Genomic DNA, 20454 nt, shown 5'->3' with positions numbered 1-20454 from the left:
CTGCTACCGGCCGCGAAACCCGAGCACGGTCGTGAACTCCCGCACGCCGTCGGTGAAGCCGGTGCCGACCAGCGTGGTGGCGGGCTCCTTGCGTCCGAAACCGGGGGAGTACCAGCCCAGCGGCGGGTTCGTCTCCCCGCGGTGCGCCCGCCAGGACAGCCCGCCGGGCAGGTCGAGCACCGCCGAACGCTCCTCGCCGTCCCGGGCCCAGGTGAGCACGGCACGGTCGTCCACCAGGTCCGCGGTGACCGCGGGGCCCAGGTGGAACGCCAGGCGCACGGCCCGGCGCGGGCCCCGCACCTCGTCCACCACCCTCACCTCGCGGCTCGCGGCCGTCAGCTCCACCCGGCGGCGGTGCACGGAGGGCCCGTACCCGTCGTGCTCGGCGCACCAGCGGGACACGCCCTCGTCGGACACGTCCACGCTCAGGACCCGGCTGCGGGCGTGCCGGGTCCACAGGAACGGGCCGCCCGGGACGGACTGGTCGGCACCGTCCAGCTCCAGGGTGTTGTGGCCGAGGGTCGACCGGAAGTACCGCCGCCACGCGGGCTGCCCGTGGTAGCAGTACGTCCCCGGGTCGGCGAGCACGTCGACCCCGTCGTGCCGCACCTCCACCGACAGCGCGTCCGCGTGGGCGTGCGCGGCGATGGACAGGAAGCCGTGCGGGCCGCCGTCGCAGCGGCACCAGACGCCCCCCGGACCGCGCAGGACGGTGAGCCCCGCGTCCGCGAAGTGGGCCGGGCGGCCCGCCGGGCGGGACACGGCCGGACCGCTGCCCTGCTTCGCGTACGGCCGGATCAGCGCGGCCAGCAGCGGGGTGCGCACATCGGTGCCGGTCACCGCGGGCCACCAGGGCAGCGACCCGAACACGGCGTCCCCGGTGGCCAGCAGCGAGGCCCAGCGGTCGGTGCCCGCGCCGTCCACGACCAGGCCGTGGCCGTCGTCCGCGTCCCCCTGGCGCGGCGGGCGCAGCCGGTCGTCCACGACGGCGGCCAGCGCGTCGGTCATCCGCAGCAGCACCAGCCGGAGCGTCGCGGGAACCGCGACCCCGGCGGCGTCCGCCTCCGCCACCGCGGCCAGGCCGAGTTCCAGCACCAGACCGTGGTACTCCGTGGCCAGCTCACGGTTCAGGCCGGAGAGGAACGTGTTGGCGCGCAGCTGCCGCTCCAGCGACCGCAGCGCCTCGTCCCGCCAGCGCGCCGAGGAGGGGAACCAGCCGAAGGCGCAGGCGGCGGCGAACTGCCCGGCGGTCTCGGCGACGACATGGTTGTTCGCCGACGACCCCCGGCTGGGAAAGGCGGCCAGCCAGCGCTGGTGGTGCCAGATCTGCTTCAGCGCCACCGGGTTGCCCTCGAACAGCGCGGCCGCCCCGGGCCAGCCGTCGAGCAGCCGGCGGACCCACACCCAGGACAGCAGCCGGATCCCCAGCTCGATGCCGCTGACCCAGTGCACCCCGCGCAGCGGCGGGTTGGACGCCCACCACGACCGCAGGTGCCCGGCCACCCGCTCGGCGTACCGCTCGTCCCCGGTGACCGCGTAGGCGGCGGCGAGCACGGTGAGGTACTGGTGCCGGGACGGCTCCCAGATCTGCTTGATGTCCCCGGTCACCTCCTCGTCGCGGTACGGCACGTCGAAGGCGTAACCCTCCGGAGCCCGGCGCCCGGTCTTCGGGTCGTACCACCAGTCCGGGTCGGCCAGGTCGTCGCGGAGCACGCCGAAGAACTCGCCCTGCCCGGCCATCAGCCGGTCCGCCTCGGCGACCAGACGCTTCGCGGCGTCCGGCGGCACCGCGGCGACGGCACCGGCGGGCAGCACGGCGGTGAACCGGGCGCCGGTCACGCTCGGCGCGACCGGCCGCGCCGACCGCCACCGCCGCCTGCGCACCGTGTCGCCCACCCGTCCGCCCACCTCGCGCGGCCCCATCCGGGACAGCCGCCGCAGGTACCAGCCCGCACTCCCCGCGTTCACGGTCATCGCGCCTCCGCCAGGGGCACGGGAGCGCCGCAGGCCAGTGAGGCCCGCACGGCGAGGGTGGCCGCCGTGGTGGCGACCAGCGACTCGAGCGGCACCGGCATCGGGCCGCCGGTGCGCACCGCCCTGACGAACGCGGCCAGCTCCGCGGACTGGCCCTTGTCCCGGGCCTTGGGAAGCCGCGAACTGACCCACCGCTTGCGCCCGTCGTACACGGAGGTGCGGACGAAATCGTCGAGTTGCAGCACCTTGCCGTCCGCGACCAGGTCCAGCGTCTCCTTGGGGAAGCCGGCCGCCCCCGTGGTGACGTAGCCGATGGTGGCGGTGGACCCGTCCGGGTAGCCCAGCACGACCTGGAGGTCCTCGTTGCCGGACGCGGCGACCGCGTAGACCGACACCGGGTCGGCGCCCAGCAGCCGGCTCGCCGTGTCGATGAAGTGCCCGCCCTCACCGGCGAACCGCGACCCCTCCGTGTCCTGCCGCAGGTACCAGCTGCCCTGGTCGAGGCGGCCCGCGTTGACCAGGTAGCGCAGGCTCGCCGGCCCGGTGCGGGGACCGAACCGCTGCTCGGCCTGGCGCAGCAGCGGCGCGAACCGGCGGTTGAAGCCCACCTGCAACCGGTCGTTGCCGGACTCCTCCACCGCGGCGAGCACGCCGGTCAGCTCCTCCCCGGTGAGCGCCAGCGGCTTCTCCACGAACACGGCCTTCCCGGCCAGCAGCGCCTTCCGGGTCAGGTCGGCGTGCGAGCTGTGACGGGTGACGACGAACACCGCGTCGACCGAGTCGTCGCCGAGTACGGCGTCGAGGTCGGTGGTCGCCCCGGCGAAACCGAACTTGCGCTGCGCGTTGGCCGCCGACAGCGCCGTGGTGGTGACGACCGTCGACAGCTCGACGCCGTCGCGCCGCGCCAGGTGCGGCAGCAGCATCGAGCTCGCGTAGTTCCCCGCGCCGACGAACGCGAGGCGCACCGGCGTCCGCGCGGACCGGACCGGGGCGGACGCCCTGCCGCCGCGCCGCACCGCGGGCACGGCGACCGTCGGGGCCGCGGCCGAGGCGCCTGCCCCGTCGGCCTGTTCGGGGTACCGGAACAGCACGGCCACGGCCTTCAGCTCGCCGTCCTCGAGGCGCCGGTACGTCTCGACGGCGTCGTCGAAGGCGGCCGTGTGGGAGATCAGGGGCCCGACGTCCACCCGGCCGCGGGCGACGAGATCGAGGAAGCACGCCAGGTTGCGGCGCTCGGTCCAGCGCACGTAGCCGATCGGGTAGTCCCGCCCCTCCAGCTCGTACTCCGGGTCGTAACGCCCGGGGCCGTAGGAGCGGGAGAACCGGACGTCGAGCTCCTTCTCGTAGTACGCGTTCCACGGCAGGTCCAGACGGCACTTGCCGATGTCGACGACCCGGCCGCGGTCCCGGCACAGCCGCGCCGCCAGCTCGACGGGCTGGGTGCTGCCGCCGCCGGCGGCCAGATACACCTGGTCCACGCCGTGACCGTCGGTGAGCTCGGCGACGGCACTCTCCACGGCCGGTGAGGCCGGGTCGCCGCAGGCCGCCGCGCCCAGCCGCTCGGCCAGCTCGCAGCGCGCCGGGTCGGGGTCGGCCCCGACGACCCGGACACCCGAGGCGGTGAGCAGCTGCGCCACCAGCTGCCCGATCAGCCCGAGCCCGATGACCAGCGCCACCTCGCCGAGCCGCGACTCGCCCTGGCGCACGCCCTGCATGGCGATCGACCCGACGGTGCCGAACGCCGCGTCCCGCGGCGCGAGACCGTCCGGCACCGGGGCGTAGAGGTTCTTCGGCACCCAGTTCAGCTCGGCGTGCAGCGCGTGCTCGTTGCCGGCACAGGCCACGAGGTCGCCCACCTTGACGTCGTCGACGCCGGCGCCGACCTGCTCGACCACCCCGCACAGCGAGTAGCCCAGCGGCGTGTAGGAGTCCAGCTTGCCCATCACCTTGCGGTAGGTGGCGGGCACCCCGTTGGTGGCCACGCTCTGCACCACCTTGGCCACCTGGTCCGGGCGGGAACGGGCCTTGCCCAGCATCGACATGCCGGCCTCGGACACCTTCATCAGCTCGGTGCCGGTGGAGATCAGCGAGTAGGCGGTCCGTACCAGCACGCCGCCCGGCTTGCAGCCCGGCACCGGCACGTCGAGCAGCGCCAGCTCGCCGCTCTTGTAGTTCTGTACGACCTGTTTCACCCGAAGTCCTCTTGTCTCTGTGCCGGTTGTCGATGCCGATGTCTGGGCCGAATGTCTGTGCCGGTGTCCGGGCCGGTCGTCCGTGTCTGTCCCGGCCGCCGCGCCGGCGAGGGCCTACACCGTCGATGAAGGGCTCCGGGCGGCCCCGGAGGTCGCGCCGCGGTACCAGTACTCGAGGGTCAGTACGTGCCACAGGTGCTTGGAGAAGTCCCGCTGCCCGGCGGCGTCCTCGGCGACCAGCCGCCGCAACGCGTCCCGGCGCAGGAACCCGGACCGGACGAGTTCGCCGTCGTTGACCACCTCGCGCACCAGCGGTGCCAGGTCCCGGCTCATCCAGGCCCGCAGCGGGGCGCTGAACAGACCCTTGGGCCGGTACACGATCTCCCGGGGCAGGACGGAGGCGGCCGCCTCCTTCAGAGCGGCCTTCCCCTGCCGCCCGACGATCTTGCGGTCACCCGGCACCGCGAACGCCGCCCGCACCACCTCGACGTCCACGAACGGCACCCGCACCTCGGTCGACGCGGCCATGCTGGAGCGGTCCGTGTAGGCGAGGTTCAGACCCGGCAGGAACATCCGGGCGTCGCCCAGGCACATGCGGTTCACGAAGTCGTCGAGCTCGTTGTCCTCGTAGACGTCCGCGTGCTCGGTCAGCACGTCCTCGACCGTGCCCGCCAGGTCCGGGTCGATCAGGCCGAGCAGCTCCTGACGGTCGTACATGGTGTAGCTGCGCCGGAACGCGGTCTCCTCCGGCAGACCGGCGAAGGAGAGGAACCGCTTCGCGAACCGCACCGACCGCAGTCCCCGGCGGCTCGTCGCGACCGGCAGCCGGTCCACCACCGCGGACACCCCGCGCCGCAGCGGCCGCGGGACGCGCTGGTAGCGCAGCGCCAGCAGGTTGGCCAGGTGCTTGCGGTACCCGGCGAACAGCTCGTCGGCGCCCATTCCGGAGAGCATCACCTTGACCCCGGCCTCCCGGGCGGCCGAGCAGATCAGGAAGGTGTTGATCGCGGCGGGGTCGCCGATCGGCTCGTCCAGGTGGTACGTCATCCGGGGCAGCAGGTCGAGCACGTCCGGGGCGATCTCGATCTCGTGCAGGTCCACGCCGAACCGCGCGGCCACCTGCCGGGCGTAGCGCAGGTCGTCCGGCATCGCCTCGAACCGGGCGTCCTCGGCGCGGAACCCGATCGTGTAGGCGGAGATCCCCGGCCGGTGCCGGGCCGCCAGCGCGGTCAGATAGCTGGAGTCGAGCCCGCCGGACAGGAAGGTCGCCACGGGCACGTCGGAGAGCAGGTGACTGCGGGTCGACTCCTCGACCACGGCGGCCAGGTCCGGCAGCTCGCCGCTGCGCGCCCGCTCCTGGCCCTCGGCGGCCACCTCCTTCAGGTTCCAGTACCGGCCCCGCTCCACCCGCCCGTCGGGCCGGCACCGCAGCCAGCTGCCCGGCGGCAGCTTCTCCGCCTCGCGGAAGGCGCACCGCGAATCCGGCACCCAGTAGTAGAGCAGCGACGCCACCAGCGCCGCGTGGTCCACCTCCAGCTTCCCGCCGGTCACGGCGGCGAGCGCCTTGAGCTCGGAGGCGAACACCAGGCCCTCGCCGCGCCGGAGCAGGAACAGCGGCTTGATCCCGAGCTGGTCGCGGGCGAGGACCAGCTCACCCGTGCGCTCGTCGAAGACCGCGAGGGCGAACATGCCGCGCAGCCTCGGCAGGCAGTCCGTGCCCCAGCGACGCCAGGCCTCCAGGACCACCTCGGTGTCGGAGGTGCCGCGGAAGCTCGCCCCCGCGGACTCCAGCTCGCGGCGCAGTTCGGGCGCGTTGTACAGCTCGCCGTTGTACGTCAGGGCGAGGCCGCCCGACACCATGGGCTGGGCGCCGGTCCCGGACAGGTCGACGATGGCCAGCCGGCGGTGCCCGAGGTGCACCTCGCCGGCGCCGGCCGGATGGCTGTACCGGCCCGCCCCGTCGGGACCCCGGTGGGCGAGGACTTCGGTGAGCCGGTCGGCCACGGCCTTCCCGTCCGGCCAGTGGTACGTGCCTGCGATGCCACACATGTGCTACCGCGCCTCCTGGTCGCTGTCCGGGACCCGCGCGGCCGGCATCGACGGCCGTTCCGTCCTGGGCCGCCCGTCTCCCACTGCCTGGACGGCGTGGGAGGTGCCCCCACCGTTGTGCCGTGTCGGCCGTTCGTCGTGGCCGCGCGGCGCGACGCGCGGAACGTCCCACAGGGTGCCGTCGGTACGGTCGCGCGGATCGGGGTCGATCAGCACCACACCGATCACCGCGATCCGCTGGTCCGCGAGCTGCCGCGCCACGGTGTGCAGCCACGCGGCACTGCCGTGCCCCGCGCGTACGACGAGCACCGTCCGGGTGCCGAGGTACCGCAGGTCCGTCCACGCCGTCCCCGGCTCGACCGAGCCGACGCCGAGCCGGCGTCCCTGGGGTGCCTCGGCCGCGGCACGCTCACCGCTGAGCACGGTCGGGCCCGCGGACCCCCGCCGGCTGTCGGCGAGCTCCGTGCCGGGCAGGCCGTCCACGACCACCACGGGCCCGTCGGCCTCCAGTGCTCCGGCGAGGTCCAGGGCGATCACGGCTGTGCCGCGGGCACAGCCCAGTTCCAGCAGCGACAGCGGTTCCGCGGAGCGCCGCGCGCTGCGGGCCAGGGTGGTGGTCAGCCGTTCGCGTGCCGCCCGGGTCCGCCGGCGCTGCCACCGTCCGGCCGACCGGCGGGGCCCGCGGCGCAGCTCGGCGAGGACCGAGGCGCCCAGGTTCGCCGCGATGTCCCGGCGCAGCACGGGCCGGTCCGCCACCACCGCGCCGACGGCGGCCAGCGAGAGTCCGAGGACGAGTCCGAGGGCGAGCCCGATGGCGGCGTCGATGCCCACGGTCCTGGGCAGTGAGTGCTCGACGGCGTGCGGGGCGTCCACGATCCGGGTGCCGGCGACGACCTCGGGCGTGCCGGTGCGCGCCTCCGCGGCCCGCTGGTCGAACTCGGCGATCCGTGAGTCGAGTTCGGCCCGGCGGGCGTAGAGGGACTCGATGCTCGCCGACGCCCCCGGATCGTCGTCCGGCGACCGGTCCCCGATCGCCTTGTTGACCTCGGCCAGCTCCTTGCGCATGCGGTCGCGCTGGTCGAGCAGGGAATCGGCCTCGGCCTCCGCCGACTCCCGCATCCGCCGCACGTGGTCCGCGACGAACGCGTCGGCCAGCGCCTTGGCCCGGGCCACCGCCTCCGCGTCGCTGCCGCCCGTCACATCGATGCGGAACAGGTTGTTGGTGAGGCCGGTGCCCCGGTAGTCCCGCATGAAGTCTTCCGGGTTCTCCCCGGAGTCGAGGGAGCGCAGGGCCTGTTCGGCGATCCGCGTCGTGGACAGCAGCTCGACGTCGGTGCGGATCAGCGTGCCGGTGTCGTTGGGCTGGTCGTCCTTGTGCGCGACCAGCACCTTGGCCACCGCGGCCGGCCGGGGCGGCAGCAGGACCGCGACGGCCGCGCCGGCCAGCAGCCCCAGCAGGGCCAGGGCGCCCCACAGACGGCGCCGTCTGCGCACCGCCACCACCAGTGCCTGCAGGTCGAGCAGCGGAGCGGAGGCTGACGACTGCGCGGCCGTACCCGTGGTCATGCGGATCCTCCCGTCGCGTGGTCGTGCACCCCGGCCGCCGCGACATGAGGTTCCGGGGACCGGAGGGCCGGCCCTTCAGGACGGGCCCGCACGGCGCCGGCCACGACGACGCCGACGACCTCGTGCCCACCGTCCGCACACGCCTCCGCGACACCGGTGAGCTCCTCGGCGGTCCAGGCCCCTGCGCTGAGTACGACCAGGGCGCCGGACTCGCCTTCGCGGTCCGGCACCAACGGCCGGGACACCGGAACCTCCACCACCCGCAGCTGCGGATCCCCCTCCGCCTCGGCGGCGAGCTGCCCGGCCGCCCGGCGGGCGACCTCGTCACCGTCCGGTACGACGACCAGCAGCCGCCGGGCGGCCGGCCGGCGCTCCCGCAGACGGGCGCACACCCGGCGGTAGCGGATCCGTCGCTCCGCCTCGTCGCCGGACGACTGCGGAGCCGGCAGGTCCCACCGCGTGTCGACGCCCAGCAGCCGCCGCAGCCGGGCCCGCACACCGCGCGCCTTCGGCCGGTGCGCGCGCCGCTCCCCGGGTACGTCGACGGTTCCCAGCAGCGCCGAGCCAAGCGCCGCGGCGATCTCCGGTTCGGAACGCAGCCGCCGGTTCACCCGTGCGGCGGCGAGATGGCCGACGACCGCGAGCACGAAGAACAGCAGCGCCCCGCCGCCCACGAGCTGCCACCGGGTCGGGGGCGCCTCGCCGGTCGGCCTGGGCGCCGGGCCCATGACGACCAGGCCGGCCCTGCTGCTCGCCGGGTCGGCCTCGTCGAGCTTCTGCATGGCGTCCTGCAAGGCGGTGCGCAGCTTCTCGAGCTCGGTGCGGGCCTGCACGCTCTCCACCGTCTGCCCGGGGTCGGCCGCGTTGGCCAGGTCGGTGATGCGCTGGTTGGTCCGTTTCACCTGCTGCCGCAGCGCCTCGGGCCCCGTCGCCCCGTCGGGATCGGTGGTGCCGCTCGCGATGCCCGCGGCGTACGTCACGAACTGCTGGGCCACTTCGTCGGAGAGCCGCTGCGCGCGCTCCGGGGAGTCGGCCGTCCCGGAGATCTTGATGATGTTGCCGTCGGCGATGTTCGCACTCACCCGGTCACGCAGCTCCTTGTCGCTGACGCCGCTCCAGCGGAGCGAGTCCGCCGCCTTGCCGACGACCGACGAACTGGTCGCGATCTCCACCTGGGTGAGCAGTTCGCGCTCCTCCCACGGCCCCGGCAGCAGGACCGAGGCCGACGCCGTGTAGCGCGGCGGGAACAGCACCGAGACGCCGTAGCCGACGAGCGCGCCCACCACGACGAGGACGGCGAGCAGCCGCCGGCGGCGACGCAGAATCCGTCCGACCGTGACCAGGCGTATCGTGTCGTCACTCAACGGCGCTGCCTTCTCCCCGCGTTGATCCCCACACGGCAGGCGGCGGCGTACGCGGCGAGCAGCGACGCCTGCGAGTTCCGCCAGGAGAGCTGCCCGTTGATCCGCTCCTCGCCGATCTTGCCCATCCGGGACCGGGCCTCCGGATCGTCCATCAACTGCGCGACGAGACGGGCGAACGCGGCCTCGTCGTTGGCGGGTGCGTAGAGGGCGGCGTCACCGGCGGAGACCCGCGCCTCCCGGAGGTCGAAGGAGACGATCGGCCGGCCCATCGCCATGTACTCCAGGACCTTGTTCATCGTCGACACGTCGTTGAGCGGATTGCGCGGGTCGGGGGAGAGGCACACGTCCGCGGTGGACAGGTAGCGCACCAGGTCGGCGTCCGGGACCCGCCCGGTGAACTGCACCTGATCGGTGAGCCCCAGCGACCCGGACAACTCCACCATCGCGTCGAAGGCGTCACCGGAACCGACGAAGACCGCGTGCCAGTCGGTCCGCCCGAGATCGTCGCGCAGCCTCGCCAGCGCCCGCAGGGCGTAGTCGACGCCGTCCTGTGGGCCCATGACGCCGAGGTAGCACAGCAGATGGGGCTTGCCGCGCTTCAACTCCGGTTCGGGCGGCACCGGCTGGAACCGGTCGGTCGCGGGTGCGCTGCGCACCACGAAGACGTCGTCCGGGCGCCGGCCGCCCCGGCGTATCGCGACGTCCTTGTAGCTCTCGTTCGTGGCGAGCACGATGTCCGCGGCCCGGTAGGTCGCCCTTTCCAGCGCGCACACGCCGCGGTACAGCAGGTCCTTGCCGCGGCCGAACCGGGACAGGTACAGCTCGGGTATCAGGTCGTGCTGGTCGAAGACGAACCGCGCGCCGCGCCGCTTGAGCCACAGGGCCGGCAGGAACAGCAGGTCGGGAGGGTTGCAGGCATGGACCACGTGCACGGGTCCGACCCTGCGGGCCAGCCGGGCCGTGTGCCAGAGCGCCGCTCCGTACTCCCGCAGGTAGCCGGCCGGACCTCCGGTGGCGGCGCGCAGCGGGTAGCGATGGATGCGCACCCCGTCGATCTCCGTCTCCGCCTCCGTGTCCCGCCTGGTCCCCCGGGGGCAGATGACGTGCACCTCCCAGCCCGCGTCGCGCAGGGTCGTGCACTCCTGCCACACCCGCCGGTCGAAGGGCACCGACAGGTTCTCCACCAGGATCAGCGCGCGCCGTCCCGGCCGGCCGCCGGCACCGGACGGCGTGTCACCGGAGGCCGCGCCCCCGGGCGTCGTGTCACCGGGCGTCGTGTCACCGGGCGTCGTGTCACCAAGCAAGGCCCATGTACCCCGGTTCGGTCCGGCGCGCGTCGGCGTCGGGAAGGTGGATGAGGTCGATCAGCAGCGGGCCGCCGCCGTGCGGGAGCGCCGACAGGACGGCCGGGTCCCTGGTCCCGACCAGGCACACCTCGGCGTGTTCGAGGACCTCGTCGACGGAGTCCGCGAGCAGTTGCGCGAGGTGCGGCAGCCGGGTCTCGACGTACTCGCGGTTCGCGCCCAGCAGCCGGGACAGGCTCACGTGGGCGTCGTGGATCTTCAAGTCGTAGCCCTTGCCGAAGAGCCGCTCCGCCAGCTCGACCAGCGGGCTCTCGCGCAGGTCGTCGGTGCCCGGTTTGAAGGACAGCCCGAACAGCCCCACCCGGCGCTTCCCGGCGCGTTCCACCAGCTCCACCGCCCGCTCCAGGTGCGCCGCGTTGGACGGCAGCACGTGGGAGAGGATGGGCACCGACACGTCGGCCCGCCGCGCCGCGTGGACCAGGCTGCGCAGGTCCTTGGGCAGGCAGGAGCCGCCGAAGGCGAAGCCGGGCCGCAGATAGGCGGGGCTGATGTTCAGCTTTCGGTCGGCCAGGAAGACGTCCATCACCTGGTGCGAGTCCACCCCGAGGGCCTGGCACACCGCACCCAGCTCGTTCGCGAAGCCGATCTTGAGGCCGTGGAAGGCGTTGTCCGCGTACTTGATCGCCTCGGCCGTCGCCACCGGCACCCGGAACACCTCGCCGGGCAGACCCTCGTACAGCGCCAGCACCGCGTCGCCGCTGGCCGGGTCGAGTTCGCCCACGACGGTCTTGGGCGGGTCGAAGAAGTCCCGGACGCTCGTGCCCTCGCGCAGGAACTCCGGGTTGACCGCGACCCCGAAGTCGACTCCGGCGGTGCCGCCGACGTACTTCTCCAGGATCGGTATCAGCAGGTTCGTGCAGGTGCCGGGGAGCATGGTGCTGCGGAACACCACGGTGTGCCGTCCGCCCCGCTCGGCGAGCGCGGCACCGATCTCCTCGGTGACCCGTTCCAAGTAAGTGGTGCACAGGCTGCCGTTGGGCTCCGACGGCGTGCCCACGCACACCAGCGACATCTCGCTCTCCCGGATCGCCTCGCGGACGTCGCGGGTGGCGCGCAACGCCCCGCTGCCCACGACCTCGGCGATCAGTTCACCGATCCGCTCCTCGACCACCGGGGCCTTGCCGTCGTTGACCAGGTCGACCTTCACCTGGTTCACGTCGACCCCGATGACCTCGTGCCCCTGGCCGGCCAGACACGCGGCCGACACGCAGCCCACATAGCCGAGGCCGAAAACACTGACCCTCATGACCCGTTCCTCCCCCCAGGCAGACCCCGACGGCCTGCGCTCCGCACGCCGGTCCGACGACCACCGCGCATCAATAGGCCCCCTGCCCGTGTACCACCGCACGCAGCGTCTTCCACAAGATCACCGTGTCCAGGGCGAGCGACCAGTCCTCCACGTACCGCAGGTCCAGCCGGACCGCTTCCTCCCACGGCAGGTCGCTGCGCCCGCTGATCTGCCACAGACCGGTGAGGCCGGGCTTGACCAGCAGCCGTCTTCGGATGTCCGGGCCGTACGCCGCGGACTCCTCCGGCAGCGGCGGCCGCGGACCGACGAGCGACATCGAACCGGTGAGCACGTTGAAGAGCTGCGGGAGCTCGTCGACCGAGTACCGGCGCAGCACCGCACCCACCCGCGTCACCCGCGGATCCCGGCGGAGCTTGAACAGCAGGCCCGCGCCCTCGTTGCGGTCGGCCAGCGCGGCACGCGCCCGGTCGGCCCCGGCGACCATGGTGCGGAACTTGACGATGGTGAACTCGCGGCCGTCCTTGCCCACCCTGCGCTGGCGGTAGAACACGCCACCCCGGCTGTCCACCAGGACCAGCAGCGCGACGAACACCATCAGCGGCGCGAACAGCGTCAGCAGGACCGCCGCGCCCATCCGGTCCACGACCGCCTTGACCGCCCGGCGGCCTCCGGTGAAGGTCGGCATGCTGACCCGCAGCAGCGGTATCCCGAGCACCGCGTCGACGTGCAGCCGGGGGCCCGCCACCTCCATCAGCACCGGGGCCACGACCATCTCGGCGTCGCTGCCCTCCAGGTTCCAGGCCAGCCGCTGAAGCCGGTGCGGCGACCAGTGCGGGTCAGGGGTGACGGCGACGACCCGGTAGCCGTCGCGGTGGACGTGGTCGGCGACGTCGGACAGCGGACCGACCACCGGCACTCCGTCCAGTTGGTCACCGTCCCCGACCTCCGGACCGTCCGTCGTGCACACCGCGTCCACCCGCCAGCCGAGGTGGGGGAAACGCCGGGTCCGGGTGATCAGGTCGCGCACCGTGGCCGGGCTGCCGGCGGCGAGCACCGGCCTCAGACACCGCCCCTCCTTGCGCTGCCGGTGCAGCCACAGCCGCAGCAGATACCGCGCGACCATGGTGACGACGGCGATCGCCGGTACGGCGACGAAGATCCACAATTTGATGTTGCGCGAGGTGAGGGCGATTCCGCCGAGCGCCAGAACGACGGTCGCCATGAACAGTGAGCGCCCGAGCCGGCGGAATTCCTCGGCCCCCTGGCCGAGTACGGCCGGGGACCACGAGCGGCTGACCGCGAGCGCTCCCAGTACCAGCAGTTCCGTGCCGAACGCGAGAATTCCCCACTTCTCGTGCCAGTTGGCCGCGTCACGAACTCCGAAGAAATTGCCGATGCCCGCCACCACGACGGCCGTGGTCACGGTATCGCTGGTGATCACGGTACGGCGGTACCGCTGCTCCCAGTCGACCGCGGGCCGGCCGATGGCCCCCTCCGCCAGCTGCCCGCGTTCAGACGGAAACGCGCTGACCAATCCCCCTTGCCGCACAGAACCCCCCAGGTTCCCAGTGGTTCGACGTGTTCGCCTAGCACTGTTCCTCCCCCTCGGGAGGCCCCCGCCTCCCGCGCCGCGCCGTTCCTCCCCACGGGCGGCCCCCGCCTGCCCGCGCACGACGTCGCGGTCGTGCCACAGAAACGTGAACAACTCACAGTGGTAGCAGCAGACCCCCCTGCCCCCGACCTAAAGATCATTATCGGTCGCCTCGTGCCTGAACAGCCGAAGCACGGTCAATCTAGACCATCGGGGCCACCGTGTAGAGAGGATGTGTGTAATTCATGGTCAAGCTTTGGGAGTTGATCAATGAACTTGTGAAACCCCAAAGATGTCTTTGCGCCACCGGTGTTCCGGCATGCCGCGTGCGGACCCCCGATTCCCCGCTTCCCGCGCTCACGCACCGAGGGATCAAGCCACCGCGGCCTCACGCCACATGCGGCCCGAATTCGCGGTTCCCGGCGTCGCGGACGGCGTCACCACCGAGTGCGCCCAGCAGGCGCAGCCCGTCCTGCGTGGGGCTCCCGGGCGCGGCGGACAGCACCAGCAGCTCCATGCCCGACTCGTCCGGCAGCGCGAAGTTCTCCTGGTGCAGTTCCAGCAGCCCGACCAGCGGGTGCCGGTACGCCTTGCGGCCGTGGGTACGGGCACGTACGTCCGCGCGGGCCCAGAGGCGGCGGAAACGCTCGCTTCCCATGGCCAGTTCGCCGATGAGAGAGGCCAGCCGCGGGTCGTCGGGGTACTTCCCCGCCGCCAGCCGCAGATGTCCGACCACGTCCAGGGTGCAGGTCTCCCAGTCGGCGTACAGGCCGCGCTCGGCCTCCTCGAGGAAGATGTGCCGGGCGGTGTTGAGACCCCGCGGCTGCCGGCCGTAGAGGAGCCCGGCGAGCCGGTTCCCGGCGGCCACGTCCAGCCGGTGATCCATGATCAGGGCAGGAGCGTCCGTGACCAGGTCGAGTACGCGCAGCAGCTCCGGGCGCAGGCGCCCGCTGGGCGACTTGGCGCGGCGGCGGCGCTGCCGCGCGAGCCGGCCCAGGTGTCCGCGTTCGGTCCCGTCGAGGCCGAGGACTCGGGCGAGCGCGTCGAGAACCTGGTCGGAGGGCTGTGTGGCCCGGCCCTGCTCCAGGCGGACGTAGTAGTCGACGCTGACTCCGGACAGGTGCGCGACCTCCTCGCGGCGCAGTCCCTCGACACGGCGGCGGCTGTCGACGGGGATGCCGGCGGAGGAGGGGGCGACCCGTGAACGCCGGGTGCGCAGGAAGCTCGCCAGATCGTCCATGGCCCCAGTATGGGTCCGCGACCGCGCACGAGGGTGGTCCTGCCGGTACCAGGAAGTCCCGTCCGACGGAAGGGGCGCCCCTGAACAGCGCGGCCGCGCCGGCCCAGCATCGGTGGCGAACGAATCCGTCGAAGGGAACAGCCATGAAGACGCTGATCGTCCACGCCCACCCCGAGCCGCGCTCCCTCAACGGTTCGCTGAAGGACGTAGCCGTGTCCACCCTCGAGGCCGCCGGACACGAGGTGCGGGTGAGCGACCTGTACGCGATGGACTGGAAGGCGGTGGTGGACGCGGCGGACTACCGGGAGCATGCCACGAGCCCGCTGCGGGTGGTGCCGAGCTCGGGACGGGCGTACGAGGCCGGCGCTCTCACTGCCGACGTGGCGGCCGAGCAGGACAAGCTGCTGTGGGCCGACACGGTGGTCTTCCAGTTCCCGCTGTGGTGGTACACGATGCCGGCGATCCTCAAGGGCTGGGTGGACCGCGTGTTCACCTATCGCTTCGCGTACGGCGTCGGCGTGCACGACGAGACCCGGTACGGCGAACGCTTCGGTGAGGGAACGCTGCGGGGACGGCGGGCGATCCTGTCCGTGACCGTCGGCGGCCCGGAGGCCCACTACAGCGATCGCGGGATCAACGGCCCGATCGAGGACCTGCTGTTCCCGATCCACCACGGAATCCTGTACTACCCGGGCCTGGAGGTGCTGCCGCCGTTCGTGCTGTACGGCGCCGACAGGCTCACCCAGGGCGCCTACGACGACGCCGCCAAGGCCTGGAGGGAGCGGCTGCTGTCGTTGGAGACGACCGAGCCCATCGCCTTCCGACGCCAGAACTTCGGTGACTACGAGATGCCGTCGCTGCGCCTGAAGCAGGGCCTGGAGGCCCCGGGCCGCCACGGCTTCGGACTGCATGTGCGCGGCTAGGCCGCGACCGGTGCCGTCCCCGGGCCCGGGTCAGCCCGCGAGCAGGTGGGCCCGGCCGAACATGGCCGCGGCGGCCCGTGCGGTCGGCGTACCGGCGTCCAGGTCCGCGCCGGCCTCGCGCAGGACGGCCACCACGTCGTCGGCACCCTTGAACAGGGCACCGGCGAGGGGGGACTGGTCCCTGTCGTTGCGCAGGTCGGGGTCGGCGCCGTGCCGCACCAGGGCCGCGACGGTGGCGGCGTGACCGTGGTAGGCGGCGAGCATGAGGAGGGTGTTGCCGGCCGGATCGCGTACGTCCACCGGCAGCCCGTGGGTCACGAACTCCACCAGTTGCCCGGTGTCGCCCTCCCGGGCCAGATCCATGGCGATGGCGACGACGCGCTCCGTCTGCTCGGGGGTCAGCCCACCGCTGTTGTGCATGTCCATGATGTCTCCGTGGCGGTAACGCGCCCGTGCCGGCGCGGACACCCGTGGGGTGTCCGCGCCGGCACGGAGCGGTGTACCGCGCGTCTTCCCGACCGGACGGTCAGAGGTTGCCGGCGGCCAGGGCCTCGATCGCCTTGCGGACGCCCTCACCGTAGGCCGGGTCGGCCTGGGTGCAGTTGGCGATGTGCCGCTCGACGGTCGCCTCGGTGGCGCCGTTGATGGCCCGCGCCGTGTTCTCGAAGAGCACCTGCTGCTGCTCGGGGCTCATCAGGCGGAACAGGTTGCCCGGCTGCTCGAAGTAGTTGTCGTCGTCCTCGCGGTAGTTGAACCGGTCGGCGACGGCACCGACGGCCTGCGCCGGGTCGCGGTAGGCCGGCTGCTCCTGCCAGCGCCCGTAGGAGTTCGGCTCGATGCCCGGGGTGGCTCCCTGGTTGCCGTCGACGCGCATGGCGCCGTCGCGGTGGTAGGAGTTCACCGGGTTCTTCGGGGCGTTGACCGGGATCTGGTGGTGGTTCACGCCGAGGCGGTAGCGCTGGGCGTCGCCGTAGGAGAACAGCCGGCCCTGGAGCATCCGGTCGGGGGAGAAGCTGATGCCGGGCACCACGTTGGCCGGGCTGAACGCGGCCTGCTCGACGTCCGCGAAGTAGTTGTCGGGGTTGCGGTTGAGCTCCCACTCGCCGACCTCGATCAGCGGGTAGTCCTTCTTCGACCAGACCTTGGTGAGGTCGAAGGGGTGGAAGCGGTAGTTCTCCGCGTCGGCCTCCGGCATGACCTGGATGAACAGCTTCCACTTCGGGAAGTCGCCGTCCTCGATCGCGCCGAAGAGGTCACCCTGGTGGGACTCGCGGTCCTTGCCGACGAGGGCCTCGGCCTCGGCGTCGGTGAGGTTCTTGATGCCCTGCTGGGTGCGGTGGTGGAACTTGACCCAGAACCGCTCGCCCTCGGCGTTGATCAGGCTGTAGGTGTGCGAGCCGAAGCCGTGCATGTGCCGGTACGAGGCCGGGATGCCGCGCTCGGACATGACGATCGTGATCTGGTGCAGGGCCTCGGGGAGGTTGGTCCAGAAGTCCCAGTTGTTCTCGGGGCTGCGCATGTTGGTGCGCGGGTCGCGCTTCACCGCGTGGTTGAGGTCCGGGAACTTCAGCGGGTCGCGGAAGAAGAAGACGGGGGTGTTGTTGCCGACGAGGTCCCAGTTGCCCTCTTCGGTGTAGAACTTCACGGCGAAGCCGCGGATGTCGCGCTCCGCGTCGGCGGCGCCGCGCTCACCGGCGACCGTGGAGAACCGGGCGAACAGCTCGGTCTTCTTGCCGATCTCGGAGAAGATCTTCGCGTTGGTGTAGCGCGTGATGTCGTGCGTCACCGTGAAGGTGCCGAACGCGCCCGAGCCCTTGGCGTGCATCCGGCGCTCCGGAATGACCTCGCGGTCGAAGTGGGCGAGCTTCTCCAGGAACCACACGTCCTGCAGCAGCATCGGTCCGCGCGGACCCGACGTCAGGGAGTTCTGGTTGTCGGGAACCGGTGCACCGGCAACCGTGGTCAGCGGCTTCTGGTTGTTCTCAGGCAAGGCTTGCTCCTCGGTGTGGTTCTTCGCACGGCGCGCAAAGGCCGGACGGTCCCGGCCGGCCGGCAGTCCGGGGCGAGCCGCCCCGCGCGTCCATGGACCCACCCTACCTTGGACTGGATCTAAAGCAAGGCGCCATCCAGAGCGATATCGGCTCTTGAGTTGATGCCGTTCCCTGCTAGGGTGCTCGCATGAGTGATCTCCTGGAGAGGCTTCGCGAACGCGGCTGGCGCCTGACCGCGCAGCGCCGCGTCGTCGCCGAGGTCCTCGACGGGGACCACGTGCACCTGACCGCCGACGAGGTGCACGCCCGCGCCGCGCGGCGACTGCCCGAGATCTCCCGGGCGACGGTCTACAACACCCTGCGCGAACTGGTCCACCGGGGCGAGGTCCTCGAGGTGTCGACCGACGGCCGCGCCAAGCGCTACGACCCGAACGCGCACCGCCCCCACCATCACCTGCTCTGCTCACGCTGCGGTTCGATGCGCGACGTGCGGCCGACGGGCGACCTTCTCGCGGACCTGCCGCCGTCCCAGTCCTTCGGCTTCACCGTCTCCGAGGTCGAGGTGACGTACCGCGGCGTCTGTCCGGACTGCGCCGGCTGAGGACGCTCATCCCTTCGGTGCGTCCCAGAGCGCCGTCTTCTTCCCGCACCGACACAGTGGTCCCTGGGCCACCTGGCTCCGGAAGGAAGAGAGGCGCAGGATGAAGATCGCGGTCATCGGCGGTACGGGACTGATCGGCTCGCAGGTCGTCGAGAACCTGAACGCGGCCGGACACCGGGCGGTGCCCCACTCGCTGTCCACGGGCGTCGACGTCGTCACCGGTGAGGGAGTGGACCGGGCGGTCCAGGGAGCCGAGGCCGTGGTCAACCTGACGAACTCCCCGACCTTCGACGACGCCTCGCCGGCCTTCTTCCAGGCTTCGATGGACAACCTCCTGGCCGCGGCGCGGCAGTCCGGGGCGGAGCACTTCGTCATCCTCTCGATCGTCGGCGTCGACCGGGTGCCGGAGCTGGACTACTACCGCGCGAAACTGCTCCAGGAGGAGCTCCTGCGACGCGGCCCCGTCCCGTACTCGATCGTGCGCGCCACCCAGTTCATGGAGTTCATGGAGGCCGCGATGTCCTGGACCGCGGACGGCGACTCCGTACGGCTGCCCGCGACACCGATCCAGCCGATCGCGGCCAAGGACGTGGCGGCCGCGGTCGCGGACGTCGCCGTGGGAGCCCCGCTGGACGGCATCCGCAACATCGGCGGCCCGGACGTGTTCCCGCTGGACGAACTGGGCCGCCTGACCCTCTCCCGCAAGGGCGACGGGCGTACGGTCGTGACCGACCCGACCGCCGGCATGTTCGCCGCGGTCAAGGGCGACGTCCTCACCGACAAGGAGGCCCACCTGGCCCCCACCCGGTACACCGACTGGCTCGCCTGAATGCACGAACACGCCGGTCCGGCCCCCGCCGGGAGCGGCACACCGAGGGGAATCCTGCGAAGCCGGCCCGAACGGTGGCTTTTCAAGGGCATCTACGGCCTGGTGCTGGCGAGCGCCCTGGTGGCCGCGCTGGACGTGCCGGGGGAGGAGGCCAACCCCGGTCAGGACGCCGTGTGGGTCCTGCTCACCGCGCTCACGTCGGGCGCCGCCCACGGGTATGCGCACGTCATCGCCCAGCGCGCGTCCGACGACGGCACGGCCGGGCCGAGCCGGCTGCGCGCGGTGCTCGCCGAGTGGCCGTTGGCCGCCGCCGTGCTGCCGACCGTGGCGATGCTGTTCGCCTCGGCGGCGGGGTGGTGGGCGGAGGAGACCGCCGCCGACACGGCGCTGCTGTTCAACACCGTCTCCCTCTTCTGCCTGGGCTTCTCGGCGGCCCGCACCGCGGGTCTCGGCCGTCTCGCCTCCTGCCGCGCGGGCGTCCTCGACATGCTGATCGGCCTGTTGATCATCGCCGCGGACGCGCTGATCGAGTAACCGTCGTGTCCCTGCCGCGACGCGGCCCTCCCGCCCGCCGGGTGCACTCCCGGCCGCCCGGTCAGCCGTCGAGCGCCTCCGTCATGGCGTCGAGGTCGGACAGCAGTGCCGCGAGACGGTCCGCGGGGACACCGCCGATCATGCGCACCTCGATCGAGTAGACCGCCCGACGGGCGAGGTGCAGGCGTTCCCTGCCGGCCGGCGTGAGGTGCACGGGCAGGGCGCGGCCCTGTGCGGCGGTGGCCGGCCGCGTGATCAGACCGGCGTCCTTGAGGCCGCGCAGGACGACGTTGGCCGACTGCCGGGTGACGAAGGTGCCGCGTGCGAGGTCGGCGTTGGACAGGCCCGGCTGCTCGTCGAGGAGTTCCAGGCAGGAGTACTGCGGAACGGTCAGTCCGTGCTCGCGCAGTGCCCTGTCCATGGCGTTGCGCAGGGCGGCCGAGGCGCGCTTGAGGCGGTACCCCACGTGCTCGGTGACGTCCCTGGCGGCGTGCGGCGGGGGGACGGGCGTCGGATTCTCCATGTCAACATTTTGACATGCCGGTCGGCGCTCACCTAAGTTCTCCCATGTCAAAGTCCTGACATTCACGAGATCGACATCTCCGGAGGAAACGATGAATGCTGCCGTCGAGGGTCCCGACTTCATCGCCCTGCAGGTCACGGACGTACCCGCCGCCGCTGACTTCTTCGAGAAGCTCCTCGGCCTGCGCCGCGCCCCCGCCTCGCCGCCCGGCGCGGTCGTCTTCGCCACCAGCCCGATCCCCTTCGCCGTCCGGGAGCCGCTCCCGGGCACCGACCTGACCGGCGACTGCGTCCCGGGCCTGGGCGTGGCGCTGTGGCTGCGCACCGACGACGCTCCCGAACTGCACGCACGGCTCGTCGCCGCCGGCGTCGAGGTCGCGGGGCCGGTGCGGGACAGCCCGTTCGGGCCGACGTTCACCTTCACCGGCCCCGAGGGCTACCGGCTCACCGTTCACGGAGGCTGAC

17 protein-coding genes are annotated in these 20454 nt (G+C 72.4%); 5 read left to right on the top strand and 12 right to left on the bottom strand.

What is annotated here, in order from left to right; genetic code table 11:
- Positions 1 to 3: 3 nt before the first annotated feature.
- The 9 genes from OHA99_RS00280 to OHA99_RS00240 form a co-directional block, all read right to left on the bottom strand.
- The gene (locus tag OHA99_RS00280) at positions 4 to 1974 is read right to left on the bottom strand and encodes an alginate lyase family protein (RefSeq protein WP_405693404.1); all 1971 of its coding nucleotides are present in this window, start codon (positions 1972 to 1974) and stop codon (positions 4 to 6) included.
- Positions 1971 to 4166 (bottom strand): bi-domain-containing oxidoreductase, encoded by a 2196-nt coding sequence (locus tag OHA99_RS00275; protein ID WP_405693402.1) that lies wholly within the window; start codon positions 4164 to 4166, stop codon positions 1971 to 1973. Before OHA99_RS00275 ends, OHA99_RS00280 begins: the two co-directional genes overlap by 4 nt.
- 114 nt (positions 4167 to 4280) lie before the next feature.
- A complete protein-coding gene (gene asnB / locus OHA99_RS00270) occupies positions 4281 to 6215 on the bottom strand; it encodes an asparagine synthase (glutamine-hydrolyzing) (RefSeq protein WP_153176139.1) in 1935 nt (644 codons plus the stop codon).
- Between the two features lie 3 nt (positions 6216 to 6218).
- A complete protein-coding gene (locus tag OHA99_RS00265; RefSeq protein WP_405693400.1) occupies positions 6219 to 7781 on the bottom strand; it encodes a Wzz/FepE/Etk N-terminal domain-containing protein in 1563 nt (520 codons plus the stop codon).
- Positions 7778 to 9145, bottom strand: a complete 1368-nt coding sequence (locus OHA99_RS00260) for a Wzz/FepE/Etk N-terminal domain-containing protein (RefSeq protein ID WP_405693398.1) — start codon at positions 9143 to 9145, stop codon at positions 7778 to 7780. The genes OHA99_RS00265 and OHA99_RS00260 overlap by 4 nt, the downstream gene beginning before the upstream one ends.
- A complete protein-coding gene (locus OHA99_RS00255; RefSeq protein WP_194279798.1) occupies positions 9142 to 10449 on the bottom strand; it encodes a glycosyltransferase family 4 protein in 1308 nt (435 codons plus the stop codon). The genes OHA99_RS00260 and OHA99_RS00255 overlap by 4 nt, the downstream gene beginning before the upstream one ends.
- Positions 10439 to 11755, bottom strand: a complete 1317-nt coding sequence (locus OHA99_RS00250; RefSeq protein WP_153176136.1) for a nucleotide sugar dehydrogenase — start codon at positions 11753 to 11755, stop codon at positions 10439 to 10441. The genes OHA99_RS00255 and OHA99_RS00250 overlap by 11 nt, the downstream gene beginning before the upstream one ends.
- Before the next feature lie 70 nt (positions 11756 to 11825).
- Positions 11826 to 13307: a sugar transferase gene (locus OHA99_RS00245; RefSeq protein WP_405693396.1), complete on the bottom strand. Its 1482-nt coding sequence runs from the start codon at positions 13305 to 13307 to the stop codon at positions 11826 to 11828.
- 430 nt (positions 13308 to 13737) lie between these two features.
- Positions 13738 to 14589, bottom strand: a complete 852-nt coding sequence (locus OHA99_RS00240; protein ID WP_405693394.1) for a helix-turn-helix transcriptional regulator — start codon at positions 14587 to 14589, stop codon at positions 13738 to 13740.
- A gap of 143 nt (positions 14590 to 14732) precedes the next feature.
- On the opposite strand from OHA99_RS00240, the gene OHA99_RS00235 reads away from it, so the two are divergent.
- A complete protein-coding gene (locus OHA99_RS00235) occupies positions 14733 to 15512 on the top strand; it encodes an NAD(P)H-dependent oxidoreductase (protein ID WP_405693392.1) in 780 nt (259 codons plus the stop codon).
- A 30-nt stretch (positions 15513 to 15542) separates the two neighbouring features.
- On the opposite strand, the gene OHA99_RS00230 is transcribed toward OHA99_RS00235, so the two are convergent.
- Together OHA99_RS00230 and OHA99_RS00225 are read right to left on the bottom strand one after the other, a co-directional pair.
- Positions 15543 to 15938 carry an ankyrin repeat domain-containing protein gene (locus tag OHA99_RS00230; RefSeq protein ID WP_087788221.1) on the bottom strand — a complete coding sequence of 132 codons (396 nt, stop codon included), beginning with the start codon at positions 15936 to 15938 and terminating at the stop codon, positions 15543 to 15545.
- A gap of 100 nt (positions 15939 to 16038) precedes the next feature.
- Positions 16039 to 17502 carry a catalase gene (locus OHA99_RS00225; RefSeq protein ID WP_153176132.1) on the bottom strand — a complete coding sequence of 488 codons (1464 nt, stop codon included), beginning with the start codon at positions 17500 to 17502 and terminating at the stop codon, positions 16039 to 16041.
- Positions 17503 to 17690: 188 nt separating this feature from the next.
- Here OHA99_RS00225 and OHA99_RS00220 point away from each other — a divergent pair, with 188 nt between their 5' ends.
- The 3 genes from OHA99_RS00220 to OHA99_RS00210 all read left to right on the top strand — a co-directional run bounded on the left by OHA99_RS00220 (position 17691) and on the right by OHA99_RS00210 (position 19467).
- Entirely contained in the window at positions 17691 to 18104 is a 414-nt protein-coding gene (locus tag OHA99_RS00220; protein WP_007387397.1) for a Fur family transcriptional regulator, read from the top strand.
- 100 nt (positions 18105 to 18204) lie between these two features.
- Positions 18205 to 18933 (top strand): SDR family oxidoreductase, encoded by a 729-nt coding sequence (locus OHA99_RS00215; protein ID WP_405693389.1) that lies wholly within the window; start codon positions 18205 to 18207, stop codon positions 18931 to 18933.
- Positions 18934 to 19467 (top strand): hypothetical protein, encoded by a 534-nt coding sequence (locus OHA99_RS00210; RefSeq protein ID WP_405693387.1) that lies wholly within the window; start codon positions 18934 to 18936, stop codon positions 19465 to 19467.
- 61 nt (positions 19468 to 19528) lie between these two features.
- On the opposite strand, the gene OHA99_RS00205 is transcribed toward OHA99_RS00210, so the two are convergent.
- Positions 19529 to 19990, bottom strand: coding sequence for a MarR family winged helix-turn-helix transcriptional regulator (locus OHA99_RS00205; protein ID WP_153176129.1), 462 nt, complete (start codon positions 19988 to 19990; stop codon positions 19529 to 19531).
- A 91-nt stretch (positions 19991 to 20081) separates the two neighbouring features.
- On the opposite strand from OHA99_RS00205, the gene OHA99_RS00200 reads away from it, so the two are divergent.
- The gene (locus tag OHA99_RS00200) at positions 20082 to 20453 is read left to right on the top strand and encodes a VOC family protein (RefSeq protein WP_405693386.1); all 372 of its coding nucleotides are present in this window, start codon (positions 20082 to 20084) and stop codon (positions 20451 to 20453) included.
- The last annotated feature ends 1 nt before the right edge of the window (position 20454 follow it).

The organism is Streptomyces coelicoflavus (assembly GCF_045041415.1).
GTDB lineage: Bacteria > Actinomycetota > Actinomycetes > Streptomycetales > Streptomycetaceae > Streptomyces > Streptomyces coelicoflavus.
Note: the sequence above shows the minus strand (reverse complement) of the source record. Positions and strands in the feature narration are given on the sequence as shown.

Coding starts and splice junctions, on each gene's coding strand:
- OHA99_RS00280 (WP_405693404.1), bottom strand. CDS start 1,974: ATGACCGTGAACGCGGGGAGTGCGGGCTGGTACCTGCGGCGGCTGTCC.
- asnB (WP_153176139.1), bottom strand. CDS start 6,215: ATGTGTGGCATCGCAGGCACGTACCACTGGCCGGACGGGAAGGCCGTG.
- OHA99_RS00265 (WP_405693400.1), bottom strand. CDS start 7,781: ATGACCACGGGTACGGCCGCGCAGTCGTCAGCCTCCGCTCCGCTGCTC.
- OHA99_RS00250 (WP_153176136.1), bottom strand. CDS start 11,755: ATGAGGGTCAGTGTTTTCGGCCTCGGCTATGTGGGCTGCGTGTCGGCC.
- OHA99_RS00240 (WP_405693394.1), bottom strand. CDS start 14,589: ATGGACGATCTGGCGAGCTTCCTGCGCACCCGGCGTTCACGGGTCGCC.
- OHA99_RS00235 (WP_405693392.1), top strand. CDS start 14,733: ATGAAGACGCTGATCGTCCACGCCCACCCCGAGCCGCGCTCCCTCAAC.
- OHA99_RS00230 (WP_087788221.1), bottom strand. CDS start 15,938: ATGGACATGCACAACAGCGGTGGGCTGACCCCCGAGCAGACGGAGCGC.
- OHA99_RS00220 (WP_007387397.1), top strand. CDS start 17,691: ATGAGTGATCTCCTGGAGAGGCTTCGCGAACGCGGCTGGCGCCTGACC.
- OHA99_RS00215 (WP_405693389.1), top strand. CDS start 18,205: ATGAAGATCGCGGTCATCGGCGGTACGGGACTGATCGGCTCGCAGGTC.
- OHA99_RS00210 (WP_405693387.1), top strand. CDS start 18,934: ATGCACGAACACGCCGGTCCGGCCCCCGCCGGGAGCGGCACACCGAGG.
- OHA99_RS00205 (WP_153176129.1), bottom strand. CDS start 19,990: ATGGAGAATCCGACGCCCGTCCCCCCGCCGCACGCCGCCAGGGACGTC.
- OHA99_RS00200 (WP_405693386.1), top strand. CDS start 20,082: ATGAATGCTGCCGTCGAGGGTCCCGACTTCATCGCCCTGCAGGTCACG.